This is a genomic window from Acinetobacter colistiniresistens (assembly GCF_000413935.1).
Lineage (GTDB): Bacteria > Pseudomonadota > Gammaproteobacteria > Pseudomonadales > Moraxellaceae > Acinetobacter > Acinetobacter colistiniresistens.
Genome location: NZ_KE340380.1, coordinates 340,069 through 364,366 on the forward strand (window position 1 = coordinate 340,069; position 24,298 = coordinate 364,366).

Here is a 24,298-nt window from a genome sequence, read left to right on the forward strand (position 1 = left end):
TTTGTGAGAGAAATGGAGCTTAGGGTTAAAATTTCTTATCAAATATGAAAGCAACATGCTACATTTTGAGCTTGCTGAATCGAACAAAAAATACGGTATGACTCAATTTTCATGGCAACAGTTAAGACGTTTTGTTTATAACAATCTGCATAATGATGACTATAAAAGTAAAGTCAGTACCTGCGTAAACTATCTGCTGATTGCCTTAATTATTGGCAACGTGGCGGCGGTTTTACTTGAATCCGTCAATGAATTTTATAAGCTGTACAAGCCTTATTTCGATATCTTTGAAAATTTATCGATCATCATTTTTAGCGGAGAGTATTTGCTGCGGCTGTGGAGTATTGTTGAGGAAGAACCACAACAAGCGGCTTGGAAACAGCGGATTCGCTGGATGAAAAGTGGTGGGGCAATTATCGACTTATTGGCAATCTTACCAGCTTATCTCAATTTTATTGTGCCGATCGATTTACGTTTCTTACGGGTCTTACGCTTGGTACGGTTACTGAAACTGACCCGTTATTTTGTTTCCCTGCAAATTTTATTGCGCGTCATCCAACGCGAAAAAGGCTCATTTCAAGCGGTTATTTTTATCTTGGTGATCATGATTGTGATGACCGCCTCTGCGATTTATGTGGTTGAAAATAAAGCTCAGCCTGAAGCATTTAGTTCGATACCACAATCCATGTGGTGGGCCGTGGTTACTTTAACCACCGTCGGTTATGGCGATGTTACTCCTGTCACCAATCTGGGTCGAATACTGGGTGCATTTATTACCATTCTGGGGGTCGGTATTGCGGCCTTACCAGCGGGTATTTTGGCTTCGGGTCTTGCCAATGAATTAAATATGCGTAACCAAAGGCTAGAACAGGAATTCCGTGAAGCGTTACAGGCCAAAGGTTTAGATTTACTGCATGATCAAGTGGAAGTTGAACGGATTCGGAAAAAGGTGGGTTTACCTAAAGAGCAAACTCATGAAATTATTATGCAACTGGTCAGAGAAAAGTTACTTGAAGATCAAGATCAGGAAAAGAAGCCGTACCGTTTTTGCCCGCATTGTGGCGAAAAACTTTCGGAATAATTTGAAATTTATTATAAAAATGTAGACGAGGAATCGGGCATAAGTTCGTGATTCCAAGCTATTCATTCTACACAGATGGTACTCAATTTGGCTCTAAATCGCAGTTATGCTGCGGTTTGGAGCTTTTTTATAAAAAAATGAAAAGTTGACTTAATTAAGCCAGACTTCACATCGATGATATTTCATTTAAAAAAGTTAACAATAATCTTTATCATTTGTGATAGTTTCTTATTATCTATTTTGTATTTTTTAAGCTTATTTTAAGTTTGCGCATCCTATGAAGTTCTCCCAACATGATTAAGCGGCGTTATCTCATTTTATTATTGCTTCCTTTGGCATTTATTTCTTTATTTGTCGGTGTCGGTGAGATGAGTCTTGCAGGCTTGTGGGCTGGTAATCTTCAAGAGTGGCAACTGTTCTGGACCAGTCGTTTACCACGTCTCATGGCAATTATTGTCGCAGGTGCGGGTCTAAGTGTGTGTGGCTTGATTATGCAGTCACTCAGCCGCAACCGTTTTGTTTCTCCAACCACTGCTGGTTTATATGACTGCGCCCGTTTGGGGGTACTGGTTTCGATTATCTTACTGCCAAGCGCTTCAATCTTTGTCAAAACTGGCTTTGCTATTGCCGTGACACTGATGGGGGCAATGGCATTTATGAGTATTCTGGCGACCCTCAAGCATCGAGATACAGTCTTCGTTCCACTGGTGGGGATGATTTTCGGCAGTATTATTTCGGCTTTTACCACCTTTATCGCCTTGCAAATGGATTTATTACAAAACTTGGCAGGTTGGTTACAGGGGGACTTTTCCACCATTTTAAATGGCCAATATGAGCTGATCTATCTCAGTGTTCCTGTTTTGATTCTGATCTATCTCTTTGCCAATCGTTTTGTCTTGGCGGGGTTGGGACAGGATTTTGCTACCAATCTTGGACTGAATTATAAGCAGACCCTGTTTCTGGGTTTGCTGCTCGTCTCAGTGATTACAGGTGTGGTGATTGTGACGGTCGGTGCAATTCCTTTTCTTGGATTGATTGTACCGAATCTGGTGAGCTTGTATTTGGGTGACAATATCCGTCGAACGCTTTCGCATACTGCATTATTGGGTGCTTTGCTGGTGTTGCTTTGTGATGTTTTTGGCAGGGTGGTGATCTATCCCTATGAAGTGTCTGTAAGTCTGATTATGGGCGTGGTCGGCAGCGTGATTTTCCTGTGGTTATTGCTCAGGAGGTATCGCTATGCCTAACAAAACCAAGCTGATCGTTTTAGCCCTGTTGATGCTGCTGAGCATTGCCTTATATCTGGGCTGGAATTTGGGTGTCGCATGGCAATATGCCTTAAGTTTACGTTTAAAGACTGTTGCGGCCATCATCGTCGCAGGTGTCGCTGTCGGTGTGTCAACTTTGGTCTTTCATACCATTGTCAATAATCGGGTGGTGACTCCACAGGCTTTAGGACTAGATAAGCTGTATGAATTGTCCAAGACCAAGATGATTTATTTCTTTGGTGCCAGTACTTTGCTGTCACTTAACTTTGTCTTAGATTATCTGATCAGCCTGTTGTTAATGGTCACTTTTGCCTTATTGCTGTATCGCTTTATTTTCCAGAAAGTGGCGCAGCAAAATATTTACTTTCTGTTGTTGGTGGGACTGATTTTTTCAACCTTTTTCGACAATATGACCACTTTCTTTCAGGTCTTGCTCGATCCTGATGAGTTTCAGATCGCCGCTTATGCTGGTTTTGCCAGTTTTAATGTGGTGAAAATGGAAACGGTTGGATTGTCTCTGCTGACCATTGTGCCGATTCTAGTTTATAGCTTAAAGCATTACCACAAGCTGGATGTGATGGCGCTGGGACGTGATCATGCGCTGAATTTAGGACTGGATTATGACAAGACCAGCCGTTTGTTATTGATTCTGGTGGTCTTGGCGCTGGCCTCAGCAACTGCTTTGGCAGGCCCCATGATGTTCCTTGGCTTATTGGTACTCAACATTACCCTTGAGCTGTTCAAGACCCATCAGCATCATATTTTACTGCTGGGTATTATTTTGGTCAGCATTCTTTGTCTGATGATTGGGCAGTTCATTGTACTGCATGTATTGAATTTTAAAACCACGCTCAGTGTGATTATCAACTTTGTCGGTGGAATTTATTTCTTCTGGATATTACTGAAGGAAAATAAAAAGTGGCAATAGAGCTAAAGAATTTAAGTAAAAGCTATCAGCAACAGCAGGTGGTAACGGATGTTTCACTGAGCATCACAAAAGGCCAGTTTACGGCTTTTATTGGCCCGAATGGTGCGGGTAAAAGTACGGTGCTTTCCATCATGAGCCGTTTGATCGAGGCGGATCAAGGGCAAGTGTTTCTGGATGGACAGGACTTACAGCAGATGAAAAGTGCCGATATTGCGAAAAAGCTGGCGATTTTAAAGCAGTCTAACCATACCGAATTACGGCTGAGCATTGAAGATTTGGTGGCGTTTGGTCGTTTCCCATATTCACAAGGACGCTTAACCGCAGAAGATCGTGAGGTGATTGACCGTTGCATTGCCTATATGGATTTAGAAGCATTACGCCATCGTCAACTCAGTGAATTGTCGGGTGGGCAGCGCCAACGTGCGTATATCGCGATGATTCTGGCACAAGACACCGATTATATCTTGTTGGATGAACCTTTGAATAATCTGGATATGAAGCATTCTTCACAGATTATGAAAGTATTAAAGGATCTGGCTGAAAATCATGGCAAGTCCATCATTGTGGTGATTCATGATATCAATTTTGCCTCGGTCTATGCCGATCACATCATTGCCATGAAAGAAGGGCAATTGGTCTATCAGGGCCATCCGCAACAGATGATGGATGAACGCATTCTCAAGGAAATTTTTGATTTTCATATCCCGATCCAACAGGTTCAACAACATAAATTAGGTTTGTATTTCATTAGTTAGGAGTTCGTTATGCTTTTCAAAAAAACATTGCCAGTCATGATGCTGAGTGTGGTGCTGGCTGCATGTGGTAATTCCAATACACCTTCTGCAACACAGGAAGGGAATACGACTGCTACACATGACACGCTTAGCTTTGAAAGTAAGGCGGGTCAGATCACGATTCCTGCAAACGTGTCTCGTATTGCAGTATTGGATACCAGTGCTTTGAATACCATCCATGCTTTGGGCGCGGATGATAAAGTGGTGGCTTTGCCGAAAGGAACGCCATTACCGAAAGTGCTGCAAAACTATAGTGATGGCAAATATCTGGATGTCGGCACAGTCAAAGAGCCAAATCTGGAAAAAATTGCAGCCAGTCAACCTGAGTTGATTTTGATGAGTGGACGAATGGAAAATCTGGTGAATCAGATCAAACAGATTGCACCGACTTATTTTGTCGATGTGGACTATAACGATCAGTTCAACTCCTTTAAGCAGCAGACCCTGAATATTGCAGAAATGGTCGGCAAAAAACAGGATGCTGAGCAGCAATTGCAAACGCTAGAAAAAGAGATTGCCGCCTTAAAAGCCAAAACCAAAGGGAAAACAGCGTTGGTGATCTTGGTGAATAACAGCAAGATTGCAGCGTATGGGCCAGGCTCACGCTTTGGTAATATCCATGATCTATATGGTTTTACCCCAGCCGATCCTTCGATCAAAGTCGGCTTGCATGGTATGGCCGTGTCGCATGAATTTATTGCTCAGAAAAATCCTGACTATTTGTTTGTGATTGACCGTGGTGCTGCGATTACTGAAAATCAGCAAGGTGCCAAGCAGGTCTTGAATAACAAGATTATCAATCAAACCAAAGCGGCACAAAATGGCAATATCGTCTATCTGGATTCAAGTAACTGGTATTTGATGAATAATGGCTTGGATGGCATGAAGGCTATGCTGAAAGAAGTGGCAGATGCGGTGAAATAAAGACTCAGCTGGATGATTTTATAATAAAAACCCGAAGTCTGGTCTTCGGGTTTTCTCTGTATCGTTCTTTTTTGATTTGCCTTTAAGATACGATAGATTCATTTTTTTGTGAGTATTTGGCATAAGCCAAAGCAATCAATAAAATCGCCAAGCCCCCCAAACTTAACACGAAGCCCACCCAGATCGGTGCTAACCAGCCCATATTGTGGCTGAGTACCCAACCACCCAAGAAGGCACCGAGCGCATTGGCCAAGTTAAATGCAGAATGATTCAGTGAGGCAGCCAAGGTTTGCGCATCACCTGCGATATCCATGAGATGGGTCTGTAAGGCGCCACCAAGACCAATCACCGTAAAGCCAATCAAGAATAAGGCCGCAATCGCCGTATAGAGATGAGACATCATAAAGCTGGCAGCGACAAAGGCGAGTGCTGAACTGATTAGGATGCCGATAATGGTTTTAAACAGATTTTTATCTGCCAACCAGCCTGCAACCAAGCCACCAATCACCATACCCATGCCCCAAATGGCGAGGGCAACGGGAACTACACGAATATCGGCATGGGTATATTCCGTCAGAATCGGTGAAACATAGCTATACACCGAGAACATGCCACCAAAACCAATCGCACCGACGGCAAGAGTGAGCCACATATTGATATTTTTTAAACCTGCTAATTCCGCTTGAATGCTGGCAGTTTTTTGCAGCGGAATATTGGGAACAAATAAACTGACACCGATGAGGGTAATAAAGGCAATGACCGCAGAAAATTCAAAGCCTGATTTCCAGCCAAATTGTTGACCCAGCCATGTGGCAATCGGTACCCCAATCACATTGGCAATGGTGAGACCCATCATCACCTGTGCAATTGCGGTGGCACGGCGTTGTTTACCCGCCAGTTCTGCTGCAACTAAGGCGGCTACACCAAAGTAAGCTCCGTGTGGGAAACCTGCAATAAAGCGAGACAGCAGCATGGCTTCTGGTGTCGTTGCAAAAGCCGTCGCCGCATTGGCCAAGCCATAAAAAAGCATCAAGCTGAGCAAGAGCGTTTTACGCGGTACTTTGGCCCCTAAGATCGCAATGATTGGTGCACCGACCATGACACCGAGGGCATAAGCGCTGATGAAATAACCAGCATGCGGCACACTGACATTTAAATCAGTGGCGATTTCCTGAATTAGCCCCATCGCTACAAACTCAGTGGTACCAATACAGAAACTACCCACAGCAAGGGAGAAAATAACCAGAAATAAGGAGTAAGGGTGGAGAGATGCAGAATCTAAGGGAGCGCTTGGTGAGGACATAATCTTTCGAGTCAAAAAGTACCGGCGTATTATATTCGACTGGCTTTTAGAAAAGTGAAATAGAACACAATTTTTATCTCAATTGAATTTGATGGGACTACATAAAAACCAATTTATTTGAATGATAATTATTTTCATTTATGTATAATGCAAAGCAGATGTTTTTAGCTGAATTTTTATAAAGGGTGGAAAGAGAGTGAAAAAATTATTGATCAGTTCATTGCTGCTTGCTTCAGGTTATAGTTTTGCTCATGAACCCTATGTTGCACCGCTTGCGTATACCACGGAACAAACCCAAGTCGCAATTATCTCGGGTTATGCAGAAGAAGCTTTGCAAAGTGAATATGCATTAAAAGATGCCAAGTTTGAAGTCACCAGTCCGAATAACAGCAAAACCACAATTGCAGCAGAGTCTAAATTGGGTTCAGCAACGGTATTTGATTTAAAGTTGCCTGAAGCGGGGACGTATAGCGTTAAAACCAGCGCCAGTTATCCATTGAAATATGTGCAAGATCAAAAACAATGGAAAATGTTCTTTGATATGCCAGCAGACAAAGCACCTGCAAAAGCTGAGCGTGATTTTGTCATTCCTGCGGATTTGAAGGCTAAAAAAATTACGCCTGTTGAGATTACCCGTGAATGGACCTTATTGACCTATGTGTCTAAAGACAAGAACACGCCAGTGCAGGCAAGTACAGCACCGATTCAAGTTGAGTTTTTAACCCATCCAAGTGAGTTAAAAGCCAATCAAACCGTGAAAATTAAAGCATCGAAAGCCAATCAAGCATTGGCCAATGCGAATGTTGTGATTCGCGCTAAAGGTGCAACCGATAAGCAAGGGATTAACTTAAGAACAGCGGCAGATGGCAGTGCTGATCTGGTATTTGCCAAAGCAGGCGAGTATCTGATTGAAGTCAGTGAAGCGGTCGATGCGAAGCAAAAGCCAAGCAATCAGTTCTATAGCATTATTAGTGTTGCAGTAAATTAACAAGCTAAAAGGCTAATTCAAATGAATTAGCCTTTTATTGAGATCAATTTTTTAGAATTATTCATTGGTCTGATTCGATTCATCATCCATCGCATTACTATAAAACTTAACGCCCAATTGAATGCGATCACGTCCATTACTCATACGCCAGCGGTTGGTATCTCTGAGTGAATAAACACAGCCGCAGTATTCCTGTTGATAGAACTCTTCACGCTTGCTGATTTCAAGCATGCGAACGGCGCCACCGTGTTTGCGCCAGTTATAATCCCAATATTGAATATTGGGATAATGTGCCGCTGCGCGCAAACCACAATCATTAATTTGCTGCATATTCTTCCAGCGTGAAATACCGAGTGAACTACTGATTAAGCTAAAACCATGTTCATAGGCATACAGGGCTGTTCGCTCAAAGCGCATATCAAAGCACATGGTACAGCGAATGCCTTTCTCTGGCTCATTTTCCATGCCTTTGGCACGGGCAAACCAGTTGTCAGTATCGTAGTCGCAGTCAATAAACGGGATATTATGTTTTTCGGCAAATCGAATATTTTCCTCTTTACGAATCAAATATTCCTTCACAGGATGAATGTTCGGATTATAAAAAAAGATCGAAAAGTCGATGCCTGACTCAATCAAGGTTTCCATCACTTCACCAGAGCAAGGCGCACAGCAAGAATGCAGCAGCAGTTTGTTGTGTCCTTCGGGTAGGCTGAGCGTTTGGCGTTCAAGCGTCTTTTGACTTTGTCTTGTCATCGTAGGCATGGTCTGCAAAAGTAATTGTCTATTGTAAAAGTTTTAGAAGCCTGTGGCGGCTCAATAAAATGAAATGTTCTCAGCTTAAGCTGAAATTTTTTAATGACTCCATGTCTAAGTCCCCAGCGTTGTCATGTTTCAAAACTGTACCAAGTCGGAGATTACGACGATGAGATGACTGGTGGTTGATTGTTGATATAACATAGGGGCAAGACCTAAAGAAAAAGCTTATGTTGAGACAAACTAATGAGTTTTGTGTTAAGATGAAATAAATTCAACTAAAATCTTTCCAGCAGCATGCCTTCAATAAGCAGGCATACCCATCTATTTAGAATTTGATGATGATTTGTAGTCGGTCTCACTTAAAAATGGGTGATGCAAGGGGATTAAATCACTAGGCCAAAGCCATGTTAGAACTTCGTCATTTGAAAACTTTAATTGCTTTAAGAGAGCACGGTTCATTGGTTGCCGCAGCTACCGACCTATGTCTGACCCCCTCGGCGATTTCACATCAGCTAAAAGAATTAGATCATTGGTACGGCGTAGAAGTAGTGAATCGCCGTAGTCGCCCAGTTAGTTTTTCCAATGTTGGAGAGCGTTTACTGAAACTGGCAGATGATGTATTGCCACAGGTTCAAATTGCACAAACCGATATTACCCGTATTGTGCATGGGCAAACCGGACGGATTATCTTCTCATCGGAATGTCATAGTTGCTTCGACTGGCTTATGCCTTTACTGAATCAGTATCGTCATCAATATCCCGATGTCGATCTAGACTTTGCAGCAGGTTTTGAGTCGAATCCGCATGAGTTGCTGCAAAATGCGGAATTTGATCTATTGATTACTGCTGATCCGATTGCATTAAAAGGAATTGAATATTTTCCGATTTTCGAATACGAATCACGACTAGTACTTTCAAATACACATCCTTTGGTTCGTGCCGAAAAGATTTCTGTTGAAGATTTGGCTGAGCAAACCTTGATTACTTATCCGGTTGATAAGCATCGTCTGGATATCATGGCGCATTTGTTTCTTCCTGCAAATATCCACCCTAAGCAAATTCGAACCACGGATTTAACCCAAATGTTGATTCAGTTGGTTGCCAGTGGGCGAGGCATTGCTGCTTTGCCTGATTGGGTGGTGAATGAATATGAACAAAAGGGTTGGGTGGTGAGTCGCCGTCTGGATTGCGTTTCACCGCAAGGCTTAAGACGGACCTTATATGCAGGCTATCGAGTCGAGGATAAAGAGAAGAGTTATTTTGAAGGTTTTATTAAGCAGTTGGAGAAGTTTTCAAAATTACGTACTGTTTATTATGAGGCTTAATCAAGCATTGTTTATCATTAGGTAGTGGGAAATACACTACCTTGCTATTGATTAGCGCGATGTTCTTGTTGCTCGCTTGGGAAGTACTAAGATTTACCAATCAGCAGGGACAATATTCCAGCCGCAATTAGAGGGCCGACGGGCACGCCACGTAGTAAAGCAACGCCTGCCACGGTTCCAATCAAAAGTCCTGCAACAACATCGGGTTGATTACTCATCAGTTTAACTCCGCGCCCACCAAGCCATGCGACCAAGAGTCCAACAGCGATTGCAGCTAACGACTTAATGCTGATAAATGATTTCAGGATACTTTCACCGCTGATTTTACCGCTTGCGATAGGAGCAAGGACACCGATGGTCAAAATAATAATGCCAATATTCAGACCATGATTTTGAATATAAGGGAAAAACTGATTCAAGGGGGTGAGTTTGACTAGAATGAGACATGCTGCTGCGACGGTTACCGCTGTATTTTGACTAAAGATACCGCAGCCTAATAAAACGAGAAGAACCAATAAGTTGACATCGAGTTGAGAAAACATGCGCTGAATATATGTGCGAAAGAAAGGTGAATTATATCGTAAATTACAGGCTAACTTTGACCAAATTCATTTTCAGGTGACACCCGAGGTATTTTGCTATGCTGGTATTGAAGAATTTTTCAGGCAGTAAAAAAGCCATCGTTCAACTGAAAAGTTGACGATGGCTGTTGGTATAAAAGAAATTAAGCCAGTTTTTTGAATGTTCCATAGTAGGCAATTTGTTCATCCCAGAACTGTTCCCATAAATCACAGTATTCAAGACAGATTTGACGAATCGATGCATATTCAGATTCAACACAGGCTTGCGCCAATACGAACCATAAATCATCTTCATGGTCGTCATCGGCTGCTTCAGCAGTTGCATCATGTGAAACACCATGGACATAGTAGTAACCACTATCGACATCAAAACCAACGGCATGGGTTGCTTGACGTAATGCAGGACTAAATAGGATCACTTCTTCTTCTGCTACCGCTAACAGTGCTGAAACAGCTTGATAGCTATGGTAAGAGTTTTCCAGATAATGACGTACGCGTTGGGCAATTAAAGATGGCTGATAGTCATTACGCTCAGATTGGCTCAGTTCAAAGTCATTCAGGACGTCTTCAAACAGTGGATAGTGTGCGTACTCTGGATTGCCTGAATAGTAACCTTCTTCATCCAGCCCAGGGCGGAAACCGAATTCATCTAAAATATTAAGATTAAGTAAAAAACGAGGAAACATTTTAGAACCTGATAATAAACGTGGTTCTAATTGTTTGCTTTGGAATTGTGCCATCAATAATGCATCGGTAAATACCTGTACGATGGCGTGACGATATTCCAAATGAATGTGTTTTAAGGTTTCTTTATCAATAACACCGTCATTTAAAAGTTGAATGGCTGGATGGCGTGAAACTGGATGATTTGAAATTTCTTCACGAAGTTCATTCAGAAAATTCAGGTTTTTATTCCAAACATCGGCAGAAATACTATTCTTCATACCTTCAATAGCTTTCTGTCTTGGGTCGTTAAAGTTTTCAAATTTTTTTGGCATAGTCTTGTACTCGATGAATTAATAATATTATTGCTTTTCCAATTATTTAGTTAGATTTTTTTTGGTTGCTTATGAATATAACTATTGGTTCAACCAAACATCTTTTTATTGGATGATTTAAATATAAAATGATTTTTTTGTGAAATCAATTTATTAAATGGGCTAAAAAATAGTAAGAAAGTTTATTAATTAACTTAACTGTAAATAAAGAGTGAATTGCTTCACGTTAAAAGAAAATATTTTAAAAATAGAAAGATTTTTTTACAAATGATCTTGTTTATAGACTGATTTTTACATACCCTATAAGAGGGACAATAAAGAAAATACGACTTTTCTATAATGCTCTTACAATAACATAAACATACATAGCGAGTGGCCAGAAAATTCCAGCACCTAAACTATGTCTAAATAATGAATTAAGTTTTTTGATAGAATTCTAAAAGGATAATAAAATGTCAAAAAAAGAAGATATCATTGTAACGGCTCTAGACCTTTTTAACCGTCATAACTACAGCTCTGTAGGCGTGGATCGAATTATTAGTGAGTCTGGCGTTGCCAAGATGACTTTCTACAAATATTTTCCTTCTAAGGAAAATTTGATCGAAGAATGCCTATCTCGTAGGAATAAAAGCATTCAAGCTGCCATTGAACATGAAATTAGTTTAATACCAGAAGGTGACTATTTGGGGAAAATCAAGGCCGTCTATTTTTGGCATTTATCTTGGTTTAATACAGATGATTTTCATGGTTGTATGTTTCAAAAAGCCTCTTTAGAAATATTACAGCAGTACCCTTCAATTATTGGGCCAATTGTTGAATATCGGGAGTGGTTAATGGCGCTGATTGAAGATTTATTTGAAAAGGCTGAGGTGTTTCAACCACATGTATTAACCGCGATGTATATCAATATACTTGATGGAATGACTGCTTATGCGAAAGTAAATAAGGATCGTGCCCAAATTGAAGAGTGCTGGTATTATATTGAGCGTTTAATTCATTTAGAAGCTGCTTAACTATTTATTATATTTAGTTTTATTAAATAACGGTTTTATGAAAATTAATAAAATATAGCTTGATTTTAATCATATTGAAATAAAAAAAACCGAGGCTAAAACCTCGGTTTTTTTAATGGTTGAAAATTACTTTTCAACAAAGGCACGTTCGATAACGTAATCGCCCATGACACCCATACGTGGTGATTCTACCAAACCATGTTGGTCAAGGAGTGCCGCAACGTCTTTAAGGAAGGCAGGGCTACCACATAACATGGCACGGTCAGTTTCACGGTTGAAACGTGGTAAACCTATTTTTTCAAATAATTCACCAGACTCAATTGCCGTGGTTACACGACCTTGGGTATGGAATGGTTCACGTGTCACAGTAGGGTAATAAACCAGTTTGTCTTTGATGCCTAATTCTTCAAAAAACTCATGGTTTGGAAGTTCATTTAAGATCAAATCTTGATATGCAAGTTCGGACACATAGCGTGTACCGTGAACCATAATTACTTTTTCAAATTTTTCGTAAGTTTCTGGATCACGAAGCAGGGCAAGGAATGGAGCAAGGCCAGTACCAGAAGATAAAAGGTATAAGTTTTTGCCTGGTAATAAATCGTCATGGACTAAAGTGCCCGTCGGCTTTTTAGAAATCAGGATTTCGTCGCCCACTTGTACTTTTTGTAAGATAGAAGTTAATGGACCGTCTTGTACTTTAATAGAGAAGAATTCGAGTTCTTCTTCATAATTCGCACTCGCGATCGAATAAGCACGCATCAAAGGCTTACCATTCACTTCAAGACCGATCATCACAAACTGACCATTTTTAAAACGTAAGCTGGTGTCGCGTGTAGTTTTAAAACTGAAAAGTGTGTCATTCCAGTGGTGAACATGAGTAATGCGTTCAACGTTAAAAGCAGCCATTAAAGGTCTCGATCACAGTTAAAAGAAACAGATGGCTATTCTAATCTAAAATCATTCTCGATAAACTGAATATATTTAATTGTGTTTATAAGAAAAAGTGATGAGTAACTCTGTAGTCATGCCAGTCATCGGCCATATGCATTCTCCTTATCGTGAGAAATTTGGTATTCCGCGACAGCCAAATCTCGTGCAAGTCGAGTCCTATATAGAGATGGCGGAGCCCTATAACGATATTTTAGCCTTTGAGGGAATCGAAGATTTTAGCCATTTGTGGCTGCTGTGGCAGTTTCATGAAAATAAAAATCAAGATAACTCTTTGAATCAAATGTCTAAATTTCGTCCGCAGGTGCGTCCGCCACGACTAGGCGGTAATCAGAAAATTGGAGTTTTTGCAACGCGGAGTATGTATCGCCCATCTCCAATTGGTTTGTCGGTGGTGCGTTTTTTACGGGTTGAAAAGCAAGGTAAGGCCGTTCGCATCTATGTGATGGGCAGTGATTTACTGCATGGCACACCAATTTTAGACATCAAACCGTATATCCAATATTCTGATGCCATCGAGAATTCGATGAGTGGTTATGCGCAAGAAGAACCCATTCGTAAAAAAGTACGTTGGACGGAAACTGCTCTGTCACAACAGCAGCAGTTACTGGGGCAGCGGATTTTGGATAAAAAGATATTCGATGAACTAGAACAAGTGTTATCTTTAGATCCAAGACCTGCGTATCAAGCTGACGCTGAACGGGTCTATGGGATGTGTTTTTCAGAACTGAATATTCGTTTTACAGTTGATGATAGGCATGTCACAGTTGTCGCTATAGAGCAAAGTTAAAAAACTTTAAAAATATAAATGTGTTAAAAATTTGGGGAACTGACGGTAATGCAAGCTCAGGCAAAATTTGAAAATTTTTCATTTACGGTTGATGTGACGTGGTGTTTAGAGCAACTACTGAAAGACGGTCGGATTACTGAACGCGATAAGTTACTCATCCAAACCACACATCGTCAAAAAGATCAGTTGAAATGGCATCCCTTACAGTGGATCGCCAATTTCAATTTAAAGGATCAACTCAATGTAGGTTCTACCTTAGCATTGAATCGTTTATGTCAATGGTTGGCTGAAAAAGCCGATATTCCTTTATTCGTGATTGATCCGTTAAAAGCAGATGTGGCGGCTTTAACCAGTGTGATGTCACAAGAGTTTGCGGTACGAAACCATATTTTAGCAGTTGAAGTACAGCCTGACCGCATTCTAATTGGAACGGATCAGCCTTTTACGACAGAGTGGCTCAATAATTTAGAACGTAGTCTGGCACCCAAGAAAATTGAAAAGGTTCTACTCAACCCAGAACAACTACAACGCTATCTTATTGAATATTATCAAGTCAGTCGGGCAGTGAGTTCATCGCAAAATGCCAGTATTTATGATCGGGAAAATAAAGGTGTTGAGGCCTTACTGCAGTTAGGCGATACCCAAAACCCCGATGCCAATGATCAGCATATTGTCAAACTGGTGGATTGGGTGCTGCAATTTGCCTTTGAGCAAGGTGCCAGTGACATTCACTTAGAGCCAAGGAAAGATAAAGGTAAGGTGCGTTTCCGTATCGATGGTGTCTTGCATACCATCTATAACATGCCTGCCAATACGCTGACTGCGGTGATTTCCCGGATTAAGATCTTGGGTCGGATGAATGTCGCAGAAAAGCGCAAACCACAGGACGGACGCTTAAAAACGCGAACACCGAAAGGACAAGAGACAGAATTACGTCTTTCTACTTTACCAACAGCCTTTGGCGAAAAGTTGGTGATGCGTATCTTTGACCCAGAAGTGTTGGTACGTAGTTTCCAGCAATTGGGTTTTGAAGGACATTTATTACAGAGTTGGCAGCAACTGACTCAGCATAGTCATGGCATTATCTTGGTGACAGGCCCAACGGGCTCGGGTAAAACCACCACGCTATATTCGTCTTTAAAACAATTGGCAACCGAGCAGGTCAATGTCTGTACCATCGAAGATCCGATTGAAATGTTAGAGCCTAGCTTTAATCAAATGCAGGTCAATCCCAATATCGAATTAGGCTTTGCAGATGGCGTACGCGCCTTAATGCGTCAAGACCCTGATATTATTATGGTCGGTGAGATTCGCGATCACGATACTGCAAATATGGCGATTCAAGCGGCACTAACAGGGCATCTGGTGCTTTCCACTTTACATACCAATGATGCGCCGTCGAGTCTGACGCGTTTACATGATCTCGGGATCCAGCCCTTTCTTACTGCAGCAACCATTTTAGGGGTTTTGGCTCAGCGTTTAGTTCGAAGACTGTGCCCAAGCTGTAAGCAAGAAGGGCCGATGAATGAACAACAATGGGAACATTTGACCTTTGACTATATGATGGATATGCCGACGACCACGTATAACGCGGTAGGGTGTGAAGCCTGTCGTCATACGGGTTATAAAGGTCGTGTTGGGATTTATGAGTTTATGCCAGTCAGTCTAGAGCTCAAGTCATTGATTAGTGCGCATGGTACGTTGAATGACTTAAAGGCGCAGGCCAAGAAAGAAGGCATTGAACCTTTACGCATCGCTGGTGCGCGTAAAGTGCTTGAGGGAGTAACCACGCTTGAAGAAGTTCTGCGTGTCGTGCCGTTGAGCTGATCATCTTTGTAGATTGGTTTTAATCCTCAGATTCACCTCATTTTCATTTGCTTTAATGGCGATATCGAAATGATGAAGCCAGAATGAGGTGTATAAAGATGAATATTTTTTCTAAAGTTGCTGTAATTGCGGGTTTGGTTGGTGTGACAACTTTTGCAGTTGCAAATACAGGTGCAGTGAATCAACAGGCGCTAGCACCGACTCAAACTACTACCGTTAAACAAGCGTTGACCATGAAAGATGATATGCCAGTGCAATTAAAAGGCTATGTGGTAAAAGCAACGGGCGACGAGAAATATCAGTTTAGCGATCAAACGGGCTCAATCACTGTCGATATTGATGATGACTTATGGCAAGGCAAGCCTGTATCAGCAAAAACACCTGTGACATTGATTGGTGAAATTGATATTGACTATAAACCGGCCAAGCGTGTTGAGGTTGATGTAAGTCAAGTTCAATTTTAAACGATAGGTTATTTCAGAAGACCACATGGCTATCATGTGGTTTTTTGCTTATGCTTTATTTTAAGATCAAAGTGATAGATCACATGAGTGGATTGTTTTATGCGAATTTTATTGGCTGAAGATGATGCCTCTCAGGCAGAAAGTATTAAAGACTGGCTGGAAATGGATGGTTATAGCGTCGATTGGGTCGAACGTGGTGATCATGCAATCTTGGCGGTAGAACAGCATCAGTACGATTGCATCTTACTGGATCGGGGCTTGCCTCAAGCAACGGGCGATGAAATCCTAAAGCGTATTCGCGCTCAAGAGCGTAAAACCCCTGTCATTTTTATCACCGCCAGAGATCATATTCATGATCGGGTCGAGGGGTTGGATCTGGGTGCCAATGATTATTTAGTGAAACCATTTAATTTAGAAGAACTCTCGGCACGGGTTCGCTCACAGTTGCGTCAACATCAGGCACAAGCTGGACTATATCTAAGTTTTTCGGATTTGCAGCTTGATCCACAGGCTAAAATACTGACTAAAGCTGGACAAGCCATTAACCTGACTGCGAAGGAATTTCAAATTTTGCATAAATTGATGCAAAAGCCCGATCATATCTTGACAAGAGAACAACTGGAAGAATCCCTGTATGCCTGGGGGGATGAGATTGAAAGTAATGCGATTGAAGTATTTATTTATCAAATTCGTAAAAAAATTGGTGCGCAGTACATCAAAACCATCCGTGGTTTAGGCTATCGCATGCATAAGGAATAGCAGTATGAAAGTAGTGTCCTTACAAAGCAAACTGGTTAAAACATCGTTAATCAGCTCCATCATGGCAGGATCTATGGCACTACTTTTATTTGCAATCATTTCTGTTTATCAGGCCATGCAGGTACAAGATGAAATCATGGATGAGATTTCAGATATGTTACTGATTACTGACTTGACTTCGACTGCAGGGCAACAGATTGATGAACTCAGTGAGCAGTTTGAGATTCAGTATCGTTTGAGTAATCAGCAACAAGTGTTAACCCAGTCCGAAGAGTTCCATCTTGATCAAGGTCATTACGAGTTACTTAGGGCAAACAATGGTGATTATGGACTGATTTGGCAGAGTGGCCAGTTATGGCGCAGCTATGCAGCAGCAGATGAGCATTCGCATATGCGCGTGTTGTTGCTGCAGCCCTTTGGCGATCGCTTTAAAGACTTGCTGCATAGTTTTGCTGGTTATGCGTTGATTTTAATTTTGGTCTGGTTGCTGCAATGGATCATGCTGCATTTTCTGATTAAGCGTCAATTTATTGTGATGCATCAATTATCAAAACAAATTTCTGCCAAGAATGCAGATGATCTTAGTCCAATTCAAACAGGTGAAATGGAGTTAAAAGAGCTACAGCCGATGCTTGGCCAGTTAAATCGACTATTGCAGCGTCTAGATCATTCTTTGCAGGCTGAGCAGCGCTTTACTGCTGATGCATCGCATGAGTTACGTTCACCTTTATCAGCCATTCAGATGCGCTTGCAATTATTGCAGCGTAAATATCCAGAACGTGCAGCAGATTTTTCACAAATGCAGCAGGATGTGAGTCGTGGTATTCAGACTTTAGAGAATTTACTGTTATTGGCCCGCTTAGATCCAGAGCATGCAGAAAATTTACCGAAAGCAGATGTTGATTTGCAGATGATCATTGATGAGGTGATCCATACCGTAAGCTTATTTGCCAATGAAAAAAACATTCAGTTGCAACAGCGAAATCAATTAAATGGCGTTATGGTTTTTGCGAATCAACAGCTGATCTTTAGCTGTATACGCAATATTTTAGACAATGCGATTCGATATACGCCAGAAAATGGTAAGGTCTATATTGCTTTAAATCCGCAATCGCAAGGAATACTGCTTTTCATAGAGAATGAAGGATCAGGTATTGGCAGTGAAATTTTAACGCGATTGGGTGAACGCTTTTATCGTGCTTTGGGAACGAAAACACAGGGTTCAGGCTTGGGGTTATCAATTTGCAGAAAAATTATTGAATTACATCAGGGAAAAATCGAGTTTGCCGCTTCTGAATACGGTGGTCTTAAAGTCACGATAATGTTGAAGCGATAAGACAAATTTAAACGGGCGATGCGATTAAAAAAGCAGTATGCGCTGACATACTGCTATTCCCACGTTTATTGTTTTTGTCCGATTATTATTATATTACTTGGTTAAAATCAGGCGATTGTTGCGGGTTAAACGTAAGCGGTACTCCTCACCAGCATGCATAATGCGGATTTCGCGGCCTAGGGCAAAAAGGTTATTCGAATGCAACATCGGCAAAGATTGAGCTGCATCAGTACTACGAGTGAAAAGGCTGAATGGTGCGTTCATTTGTTATGCTCCGTGGTGTGTTTTTTAATGATTTAAATGATAATCATTATCGAATAGACCTGTCAACGGAAATTTTAAGAATTTACAAAATCCTCTATTAATTTTGTTTTTTGACATGGGAATAGCGCCCTAAATTCCTTAAAATAAAGCCGAAAAGATGAGAGATTTTAGTCTGTTATGGCCAAAGCTACGGTTGATGTTGCAATCGCAATTTTATTACATAAAAGTAAAGTATTGGTGGGGTGGAGACAAGCCAACCAGCATCAGGGCAATAAACATGAATTTCCAGGCGGGAAGGTTGAACTGGGGGAGACGCCTGAACAAGCCTGCCGCCGTGAAATTTTTGAAGAAGTAGGGATTGGTCTAAAAGACTGGCATGTATTTGATCTGATTTGTCACGAATATGATGACATCATTGTCAATTTACATTTATTCCATGCCTATGTACCTGATGAGTTGCTTAATCTCATCCACCAGCCTTGGGTATGGTATCGCCGTGATCAATTGGCGAACTTAAATTTTCCGAAAGCCAATGCTGCAATTTTACAACGTTTAAGCTGGCCGCATCTGATTCAAATCAGTGATCAGCTCAATCATATGTCAAAACAGAATACCTTGTTCTATTGGCGGACTGCTTTAGAGGATCAAACTCAGATTGATTCACAATTGCAGATTTTAACCGATGAACAATGTTCACGCTTGATCGTGAATTATGCACTTTGGCAGCAATTGAGTAGAGATCTGCAAGCAAAAATTCAAACCATTCACCTCAAACAATCCCAGTTGATGCATTTAAACAAAGCTGAATTGGTGGTAGGGAAACGTTTTATTGCGGCCTGTCATGATGCCGTGTCCTTGCAGCATGCACATCAGATCGGCTGTGATGCGGTGTTTCTGGGTCCTGTAAATGCGACAACCACACATCCTGACGTTCAGGGGATAGGTTGGGATGGTTTTGCGGCATTGGCACAGAACAGTGACATTCCTGTATTTGCCTTAGGAGGGGTTGCACCCGCAGATTTAGAACAAGCCCAAAAACATCATGCTTATGGGCTTGCAGGGATTCGTCAGTTCAAACTTTAAATTAAAGTGCTTGAATGGCTTTGTTTGCCTCTTGGGCCTGAATCTTATGACCTCGTGCTTCACTGGCTTTTAGGATGATCAGCCAGAGCTGTTTCTTCATGGCATTGCTTTGCGCATAACTTAAGCCACGACGTGCCAGTGCCTCAGCATTGGCATATTCCTTGCGCTGATCTGCAATTAATGCCAAATACAGATAAGTCTCAGTTGCTTGTGGTGCAATGCGCTGCGCTTGTAAAGCATAACGTTCAGCTTCTGCAAGTTGCTGCTGCTTATATGCCACCTGTGTTTTTTGCATTAAAGTTTTAAATGCAGGCAGTTGACTACCATCATTAAAGGTTTGCTGAACTTTCTGTTGTGGTACAACCACAGGAACACTTTGGCGTTTAATCTCTTTTTGATCATAAGGCGTAATTTTCACCCCAGAAGAAGGTTGGGTCACTTTCTTTGGTGGCTGCGTAGGTGTTGTTTTGGTGAGTGGCTTTTCAGGTGCAGCGGTACAGCCTGCAACAAGTAACACACCGATCATCACCGTTGTTTTCTTCATCATGTGAATCATCCTTTGACTTAGTTGTCACCGCTATAGCTGCCGCTAGAGATCACACGGCTTGGTTGGCGATTGGATAAATCTGTATCCATTTGGTTTTCACTTTCACGAATGTAATTACTGATCCCGTCCTGATGATCATCCACAGGTGCTTCATTATTCTGAGGAATATAAGTCGGCTCTACTTCGTAGTGAGACTGGCCACACAGGGTTGCACGACGGGGTACAGTTTGACGTAGTAAAGGAATATACATGGCACCATCACAGCCTTGGGCCGATAAGTCGCCTGTTGCACTATCAATCCATTGCCATTGCACATTGTCAGTTTGACGCAGATTGACCGGTTCCTGACGCAACTGACGCATCACATTGATCCAGACCGGTAATGCACCTGATGAACCTGTTAAGCCTGTCACTTTATTGTCATCCAGACCTAACCACACAACAGCAACATGGTTTCCTGAATAACCCGCAAACCAAGAGTCACGTGTATCATTGGTTGTTCCTGATTTACCCGCCAGATTAAGCGATTCAGGCAGACTATTATAAGCAGAGCGGCCTGTACCAGAGCGCATCACTTGCTGTAAACCGTAGTTGATAATATAAGCTGCAGCAGGATCAATGGTCTGTTGCACATTTAGGCCATAACGATCCAGTAAACGTCCTTTAGCGTCGACGACGGTACGAATCGAGCGTGGTGGATATTTAAAGCCACCTGTCGCAAAATTACCGTAAATGCTCAACACCTCCATAGGTGACATGTTCACTGCACCGAGGTAAATAGAAGGGTAGGCAGGAATATCAGAGCTGACGCCAAATTGTCTTAATTTATTGCTAAATGCAGATAAGCCAAACTCATTGGCCAAACGTACAGTAGAAAGGTTGTAAGAGTTGGCCAGTGCTTGTTGCATTGGTACTACACCATGCTCGCCGCCACTATAGTTTTTCGGTGTCCAGCTCTTATCCCCATCAATTGGAATATTCACTGCACTATCTTCGATTGGACTTGCCCAGGTATAACGACCAGACTCAATCGCATTTAAATAAATAATCGGTTTTAATAATGATCCGACTTGACGTTTGGCATCGAGTGCACGGTTAAAGCCTGTAAAGTCTTGGGTTGAACCCACTGCTGCAACTAATTCGCCGTTTTCTGGATGTGCAACCAGTACAGCACCTTGCAAGTTTTTCAAACGACCGGGATTGGCTTTGGCTAAACGATCAACGGTATTCTTAAAGGCATTTTGAACTTGCGTCTGCGCAATTGGATCTAGTGTGGTAAAAATTCTTAGGCCTTGATTGGTAATGTCGCTTTCTTGGTATTCCGTACGGAGTTGACGACGCACGATATCAAGGAAATCTGGGAACTTTGCAGGGCCCAAAGTCGGTTTACTCACTACATTTAATGGGCGGGCAATTTCATCCTGATATTCAGCTTCGGTTAAGTAGCCCATCACCATCATGTTGTTTAACACAACATCTCGGCGTTTCTTGGCAGACTCAGGGTTGCGCCAAGGGTTATATAAGGATGGACCTTGTACGAGGCCAACCAAAAAGGCTTGTTGCGAGATGTTTAGCTCGCGCAAAGGCAGGCCAAAGTAAAACTGTGATGCTAGACCATAACCATTGATCGAGTAACTACCATTTTGACCAAGGTTTACTTCATTCAAGTAAGCTTCCAGAATTTCATCTTTACTGTAATGTAATTCAATCAATAGAGACATCAATGCTTCATTGACTTTACGTTTCAGTGTTTTCTCTGGAGAGAGATAGAAATTCTTGACCAATTGTTGCGTTAAGGTTGAACCGCCTTGACGGCGACCGCCTGTAGCATTACTGACCAAGGCACGGGCTGTGCCGCGGATTGAAATACCGTGGTGGTGATAGAAGTTACGGTCTTCGGTTGAAATTAACGCTTCAATTAAGGTTTTTGGTACTTTATTCAGCTTAATGAGCACACGGTCTTCATTATGTTGAGGATAAATACCGCCAATCAATAAAGGTTCTAAACGTGCAATGCCTGTATTTGAGGGTTTGGTTGAGCGAATCTCACTCACCTGACCATCGGTAAAGGCAAGTTCAAGTACCTGCTCAGGCTCAGTACTATCACCATAGTCAAAGCCACGGGTATGCACAAACATTTTATTGCCTTGTACCACATAGCTGCCTGACTTATCGTAATTCGCTGTGTTTTTATAACCCAATAATTTTAACTCTTGAGTAAAATTCTCTTGAGTAATCTGGGCATTAGAATAGATTTCCAATGGGCGAGCAAACACCTTGGCAGGGATGTCCCAACGCTGACCTTCAAACTTGTCACGAATAATATTATCTAAGCTGATCAGATAGATACTAAAAGCAACAAAGACACCTATCACTAACATTGAAAAAATGAGTGCTAGAAAACCAATACCACGTTCAAACTTCATAGATTTGCGTTAAAACCAAAACAATGTCGGTAATGATGCGATAGCTTATTGTCATTTTGCAATCATAAAACTGTGAATAAATAGCTACATGCAATAAAAACTTTAAGGATGCGTTGACATTAATCGTATAAAAAAACAACGGATAGACATTTTTATACTTTTTAATCAATCATCAACGCAACATTGGTTGTTAGTGATATGATAGTCAGTAATCGCGACGGAGCTGAATTATTCGTGCAAATTTCACATAAATCCTTTCGAAATATTGGTCTAATTGGACGACCAGATAAATATTCTGTAGTAGAAACGTTATGTTTAATTCATGATCATTTGATCAATTTAGGTTTAAACCCCGTTTTTGATCAGGAAACAGCGAAACTGGTTCCCTATAGCCATGGGCAGACCGTAAGTCGAAATTTACTGGGCGAAGTTGTAGATTTAGTGATTGTAGTCGGTGGTGATGGTTCGTTGCTACATGCTGCACGTGCGTTGGTTCGGCATAATACGCCTGTGATCGGGATTAACCGTGGTCGACTGGGTTTTTTAACAGACATCAAACCTGCTGAAGCGATTTTTAAACTCGATCAGGTTTTACAAGGTCAGTTCCAGCTGGATCGCCGTTTCTTATTGGAAATGGAAGTTCGAACCAATGGTGAAACAATTTATGATGCAATTGCACTGAATGATGTGGTGCTACATTCGGGCAGATCGGTTCATATGATCGATTTTGAACTGAATATTGACGGACAATATGTCTATCGTCAGCATAGCGATGGTTTGATTGTGTCAACGCCAACAGGTTCAACTGCTTATGCACTTTCTGGAGGTGGGCCGATTTTGCATCCGAGTATGGATGCAATTGCGCTGGTTCCGATGCATCCGCATACCTTATCATCACGTCCGATTGTGGTTGGTGGGCAAAGTGAAATTAAGATCACGATCCGTGAAAACCGTGTTTTGCCGATGGTCAGTGCTGATGGCCAACATAGTGTTGCATTAAATGTCGGTGATACGGTGCATATCCGCAAACATCCGTTTAAACTAAGCTTATTACATCCACCGGGTTATGACTTTTATATGGCGTGTCGTACCAAATTGGGGTGGAATCAAGATTTTGAATCTTTTCAACAGGATGACTCATGAATATTGAACAAATGCTCGCTATTTTAAATCCTGAAATTGTTGAGCGCCTGAAAACTGCTGTTGAAATTGGTAAATGGCCTAATGGGATTGCATTAACTAAAGAGCAGCGTGAAATTTGTATGCAAGCTGTATATGCATGGGAAATGGAACATTTGCCTAAAGAACAGCGCAGTGGTTATATCGACCGCGGTACCAAAAAAGACGGTGAGGAATGTGATGATCATCACCATAACGAACCTGAATTTAAGCCGATTCGTTTTGTTTAAACTTAAAGAGCTCAGTCAACACTGGGCTTTTTTTATCTTTATCAAAATATAATGAATGGGATGAAACTTATAAAACTTGTCTGCACGTTCTTATTGCTTAGTTTGCTGAGTGGCACTGCCTTGGCTAAACAGCCGATTGAATGTTTACTCAAGGTGAAGGTGATTGCCAGCCAGAAATACACTTCACCTCAAACTGAATATACAGCAATAAAAAATGATGGTTATCCGATGTTGTTGATTGGGATTCAGGTGATGGGTGCTCAAACAATGCCAAGCTCGCAAAAGATCAAAGCACATCATTTATACTGTAAAACGCTTATTGGTCAAAAACGAGATGCTTATCTTTCAGGTTCTTACGATTCAAATAAGATTACAATCAAAATAGGTGATCAATTGAACTTAAGAAATATTCATTCTTCAGGTCAGGAATATCCGTTTTGGCCAGATTTTTATTATATTGAACCTTAAAACCAAGGCTATCCGATA

The 24,298-nt window shown here is 41.5% G+C and carries 25 protein-coding genes; 17 read left to right on the plus strand and 8 right to left on the minus strand.

Annotation, left to right across the window (positions count from 1 at the left end; all coding sequences use genetic code 11):
* Positions 1–97 precede the first annotated feature (97 nt).
* The 5 genes from F907_RS08600 (at position 98) to F907_RS08580 (ending at position 4,995) form a co-directional block, all read left to right on the plus strand.
* Positions 98–1,081 (plus strand): ion transporter, encoded by a 984-nt coding sequence (locus F907_RS08600; RefSeq protein WP_026040153.1) that lies wholly within the window; start codon positions 98–100, stop codon positions 1,079–1,081.
* A gap of 293 nt (positions 1,082–1,374) precedes the next feature.
* A complete protein-coding gene (locus tag F907_RS08595; protein ID WP_016652262.1) occupies positions 1,375–2,328 on the plus strand; it encodes an ABC transporter permease in 954 nt (317 codons plus the stop codon).
* Positions 2,321–3,277, plus strand: coding sequence for an iron chelate uptake ABC transporter family permease subunit (locus F907_RS08590; protein WP_005241952.1), 957 nt, complete (start codon positions 2,321–2,323; stop codon positions 3,275–3,277). The genes F907_RS08595 and F907_RS08590 overlap by 8 nt, the downstream gene beginning before the upstream one ends.
* The gene (locus F907_RS08585) at positions 3,268–4,032 is read left to right on the plus strand and encodes an iron ABC transporter ATP-binding protein (RefSeq protein WP_016652263.1); all 765 of its coding nucleotides are present in this window, start codon (positions 3,268–3,270) and stop codon (positions 4,030–4,032) included. The genes F907_RS08590 and F907_RS08585 overlap by 10 nt, the downstream gene beginning before the upstream one ends.
* Before the next feature lie 9 nt (positions 4,033–4,041).
* Positions 4,042–4,995 carry a siderophore ABC transporter substrate-binding protein gene (locus F907_RS08580; protein WP_016652264.1) on the plus strand — a complete coding sequence of 318 codons (954 nt, stop codon included), beginning with the start codon at positions 4,042–4,044 and terminating at the stop codon, positions 4,993–4,995.
* Between the two features lie 82 nt (positions 4,996–5,077).
* On the opposite strand, the gene F907_RS08575 is transcribed toward F907_RS08580, so the two are convergent.
* Complete coding sequence (locus F907_RS08575; protein ID WP_016652265.1) at positions 5,078–6,298, minus strand: MFS transporter; 1,221 nt, start codon at positions 6,296–6,298, stop codon at positions 5,078–5,080.
* A 196-nt stretch (positions 6,299–6,494) separates the two neighbouring features.
* Between F907_RS08575 and F907_RS08570 the strand changes: the two genes are divergently transcribed.
* The gene (locus tag F907_RS08570; RefSeq protein ID WP_016652266.1) at positions 6,495–7,286 is read left to right on the plus strand and encodes a DUF4198 domain-containing protein; all 792 of its coding nucleotides are present in this window, start codon (positions 6,495–6,497) and stop codon (positions 7,284–7,286) included.
* Between the two features lie 57 nt (positions 7,287–7,343).
* Here the strand turns inward: F907_RS08570 and F907_RS08565 are convergent, their stop codons facing one another.
* Positions 7,344–8,048, minus strand: a complete 705-nt coding sequence (locus F907_RS08565; protein ID WP_005274940.1) for an epoxyqueuosine reductase QueH — start codon at positions 8,046–8,048, stop codon at positions 7,344–7,346.
* Between the two features lie 398 nt (positions 8,049–8,446).
* On the opposite strand from F907_RS08565, the gene F907_RS08560 reads away from it, so the two are divergent.
* Positions 8,447–9,367, plus strand: a complete 921-nt coding sequence (locus F907_RS08560; protein ID WP_016652267.1) for a LysR family transcriptional regulator — start codon at positions 8,447–8,449, stop codon at positions 9,365–9,367.
* A gap of 86 nt (positions 9,368–9,453) precedes the next feature.
* On the opposite strand, the gene F907_RS08555 is transcribed toward F907_RS08560, so the two are convergent.
* A complete protein-coding gene (locus tag F907_RS08555; protein WP_005274944.1) occupies positions 9,454–9,909 on the minus strand; it encodes a DUF441 domain-containing protein in 456 nt (151 codons plus the stop codon).
* 182 nt (positions 9,910–10,091) lie between these two features.
* Positions 10,092–10,946: a hypothetical protein gene (locus F907_RS08550; RefSeq protein ID WP_016652268.1), complete on the minus strand. Its 855-nt coding sequence runs from the start codon at positions 10,944–10,946 to the stop codon at positions 10,092–10,094.
* A gap of 452 nt (positions 10,947–11,398) precedes the next feature.
* On the opposite strand from F907_RS08550, the gene F907_RS08545 reads away from it, so the two are divergent.
* Entirely contained in the window at positions 11,399–11,959 is a 561-nt protein-coding gene (locus F907_RS08545) for a TetR/AcrR family transcriptional regulator (protein ID WP_016652269.1), read from the plus strand.
* A 126-nt stretch (positions 11,960–12,085) separates the two neighbouring features.
* Here F907_RS08545 and F907_RS08540 read toward each other — a convergent pair whose 3' ends face one another.
* Positions 12,086–12,865, minus strand: coding sequence for a ferredoxin--NADP reductase (locus tag F907_RS08540; RefSeq protein WP_005274954.1), 780 nt, complete (start codon positions 12,863–12,865; stop codon positions 12,086–12,088).
* A gap of 118 nt (positions 12,866–12,983) precedes the next feature.
* Here F907_RS08540 and tsaA point away from each other — a divergent pair, with 118 nt between their 5' ends.
* From tsaA to F907_RS08515, 5 genes are all read left to right on the plus strand, one after another.
* Complete coding sequence (tsaA, locus tag F907_RS08535) at positions 12,984–13,697, plus strand: tRNA (N6-threonylcarbamoyladenosine(37)-N6)-methyltransferase TrmO (RefSeq protein WP_171068380.1); 714 nt, start codon at positions 12,984–12,986, stop codon at positions 13,695–13,697.
* Positions 13,698–13,745: 48 nt separating this feature from the next.
* Complete coding sequence (locus F907_RS08530; protein WP_016652271.1) at positions 13,746–15,524, plus strand: type IV pilus assembly ATPase TfpB; 1,779 nt, start codon at positions 13,746–13,748, stop codon at positions 15,522–15,524.
* A gap of 98 nt (positions 15,525–15,622) precedes the next feature.
* A complete protein-coding gene (locus tag F907_RS08525) occupies positions 15,623–15,988 on the plus strand; it encodes a NirD/YgiW/YdeI family stress tolerance protein (protein WP_016652272.1) in 366 nt (121 codons plus the stop codon).
* A 99-nt stretch (positions 15,989–16,087) separates the two neighbouring features.
* Positions 16,088–16,747 (plus strand): response regulator transcription factor, encoded by a 660-nt coding sequence (locus tag F907_RS08520; protein WP_016652273.1) that lies wholly within the window; start codon positions 16,088–16,090, stop codon positions 16,745–16,747.
* A gap of 4 nt (positions 16,748–16,751) precedes the next feature.
* The gene (locus tag F907_RS08515; RefSeq protein WP_016652274.1) at positions 16,752–18,083 is read left to right on the plus strand and encodes a sensor histidine kinase; all 1,332 of its coding nucleotides are present in this window, start codon (positions 16,752–16,754) and stop codon (positions 18,081–18,083) included.
* Positions 18,084–18,176: 93 nt separating this feature from the next.
* Here F907_RS08515 and hemP read toward each other — a convergent pair whose 3' ends face one another.
* Positions 18,177–18,347, minus strand: coding sequence for a hemin uptake protein HemP (gene hemP / locus F907_RS08510; RefSeq protein WP_004653932.1), 171 nt, complete (start codon positions 18,345–18,347; stop codon positions 18,177–18,179).
* A gap of 177 nt (positions 18,348–18,524) precedes the next feature.
* On the opposite strand from hemP, the gene F907_RS08505 reads away from it, so the two are divergent.
* A complete protein-coding gene (locus tag F907_RS08505) occupies positions 18,525–19,430 on the plus strand; it encodes a thiamine phosphate synthase (RefSeq protein ID WP_016652275.1) in 906 nt (301 codons plus the stop codon).
* A gap of 1 nt (position 19,431) precedes the next feature.
* On the opposite strand, the gene F907_RS08500 is transcribed toward F907_RS08505, so the two are convergent.
* A complete protein-coding gene (locus tag F907_RS08500; protein WP_016652276.1) occupies positions 19,432–19,977 on the minus strand; it encodes a tetratricopeptide repeat protein in 546 nt (181 codons plus the stop codon).
* Between the two features lie 17 nt (positions 19,978–19,994).
* Positions 19,995–22,403: a penicillin-binding protein 1B gene (gene mrcB, locus F907_RS08495; protein WP_016652277.1), complete on the minus strand. Its 2,409-nt coding sequence runs from the start codon at positions 22,401–22,403 to the stop codon at positions 19,995–19,997.
* A 234-nt stretch (positions 22,404–22,637) separates the two neighbouring features.
* Between mrcB and F907_RS08490 the strand changes: the two genes are divergently transcribed.
* The 3 genes from F907_RS08490 to F907_RS08480 are packed head-to-tail and all read left to right on the plus strand — an operon-like array spanning position 22,638 to position 24,280.
* Positions 22,638–23,546 carry an NAD(+) kinase gene (locus tag F907_RS08490; RefSeq protein ID WP_010589837.1) on the plus strand — a complete coding sequence of 303 codons (909 nt, stop codon included), beginning with the start codon at positions 22,638–22,640 and terminating at the stop codon, positions 23,544–23,546.
* On the plus strand, positions 23,543–23,812 hold the full coding sequence (locus F907_RS08485; RefSeq protein ID WP_016652278.1) for a YeaC family protein: 270 nt from the start codon (positions 23,543–23,545) through the stop codon (positions 23,810–23,812). Before F907_RS08490 ends, F907_RS08485 begins: the two co-directional genes overlap by 4 nt.
* A 60-nt stretch (positions 23,813–23,872) precedes the next feature.
* The gene (locus F907_RS08480) at positions 23,873–24,280 is read left to right on the plus strand and encodes a hypothetical protein (RefSeq protein WP_032862088.1); all 408 of its coding nucleotides are present in this window, start codon (positions 23,873–23,875) and stop codon (positions 24,278–24,280) included.
* Positions 24,281–24,298 lie beyond the last annotated feature (18 nt).

What these genes read in the sequence shown, in the direction of transcription:
- F907_RS08565 (WP_005274940.1), bottom strand. Translation starts at nt 8,048, where the DNA reads ATGCCTACGATGACAAGACAAAGTCAAAAGACGCTTGAACGCCAAACG.
- tsaA (WP_171068380.1), top strand. Translation starts at nt 12,984, where the DNA reads ATGCCAGTCATCGGCCATATGCATTCTCCTTATCGTGAGAAATTTGGT.
- F907_RS08530 (WP_016652271.1), top strand. Translation starts at nt 13,746, where the DNA reads ATGCAAGCTCAGGCAAAATTTGAAAATTTTTCATTTACGGTTGATGTG.
- mrcB (WP_016652277.1), bottom strand. Translation starts at nt 22,403, where the DNA reads ATGAAGTTTGAACGTGGTATTGGTTTTCTAGCACTCATTTTTTCAATG.
- F907_RS08560 (WP_016652267.1), top strand. Translation starts at nt 8,447, where the DNA reads ATGTTAGAACTTCGTCATTTGAAAACTTTAATTGCTTTAAGAGAGCAC.
- F907_RS08575 (WP_016652265.1), bottom strand. Translation starts at nt 6,298, where the DNA reads ATGTCCTCACCAAGCGCTCCCTTAGATTCTGCATCTCTCCACCCTTAC.
- F907_RS08540 (WP_005274954.1), bottom strand. Translation starts at nt 12,865, where the DNA reads ATGGCTGCTTTTAACGTTGAACGCATTACTCATGTTCACCACTGGAAT.
- F907_RS08595 (WP_016652262.1), top strand. Translation starts at nt 1,375, where the DNA reads ATGATTAAGCGGCGTTATCTCATTTTATTATTGCTTCCTTTGGCATTT.
- F907_RS08505 (WP_016652275.1), top strand. Translation starts at nt 18,525, where the DNA reads ATGGCCAAAGCTACGGTTGATGTTGCAATCGCAATTTTATTACATAAA.
- F907_RS08550 (WP_016652268.1), bottom strand. Translation starts at nt 10,946, where the DNA reads ATGCCAAAAAAATTTGAAAACTTTAACGACCCAAGACAGAAAGCTATT.
- F907_RS08520 (WP_016652273.1), top strand. Translation starts at nt 16,088, where the DNA reads ATGCGAATTTTATTGGCTGAAGATGATGCCTCTCAGGCAGAAAGTATT.
- F907_RS08525 (WP_016652272.1), top strand. Translation starts at nt 15,623, where the DNA reads ATGAATATTTTTTCTAAAGTTGCTGTAATTGCGGGTTTGGTTGGTGTG.
- F907_RS08500 (WP_016652276.1), bottom strand. Translation starts at nt 19,977, where the DNA reads ATGATGAAGAAAACAACGGTGATGATCGGTGTGTTACTTGTTGCAGGC.
- F907_RS08580 (WP_016652264.1), top strand. Translation starts at nt 4,042, where the DNA reads ATGCTTTTCAAAAAAACATTGCCAGTCATGATGCTGAGTGTGGTGCTG.
- hemP (WP_004653932.1), bottom strand. Translation starts at nt 18,347, where the DNA reads ATGAACGCACCATTCAGCCTTTTCACTCGTAGTACTGATGCAGCTCAA.
- F907_RS08515 (WP_016652274.1), top strand. Translation starts at nt 16,752, where the DNA reads ATGAAAGTAGTGTCCTTACAAAGCAAACTGGTTAAAACATCGTTAATC.
- F907_RS08480 (WP_032862088.1), top strand. Translation starts at nt 23,873, where the DNA reads ATGAAACTTATAAAACTTGTCTGCACGTTCTTATTGCTTAGTTTGCTG.
- F907_RS08545 (WP_016652269.1), top strand. Translation starts at nt 11,399, where the DNA reads ATGTCAAAAAAAGAAGATATCATTGTAACGGCTCTAGACCTTTTTAAC.
- F907_RS08590 (WP_005241952.1), top strand. Translation starts at nt 2,321, where the DNA reads ATGCCTAACAAAACCAAGCTGATCGTTTTAGCCCTGTTGATGCTGCTG.
- F907_RS08485 (WP_016652278.1), top strand. Translation starts at nt 23,543, where the DNA reads ATGAATATTGAACAAATGCTCGCTATTTTAAATCCTGAAATTGTTGAG.
- F907_RS08600 (WP_026040153.1), top strand. Translation starts at nt 98, where the DNA reads ATGACTCAATTTTCATGGCAACAGTTAAGACGTTTTGTTTATAACAAT.
- F907_RS08555 (WP_005274944.1), bottom strand. Translation starts at nt 9,909, where the DNA reads ATGTTTTCTCAACTCGATGTCAACTTATTGGTTCTTCTCGTTTTATTA.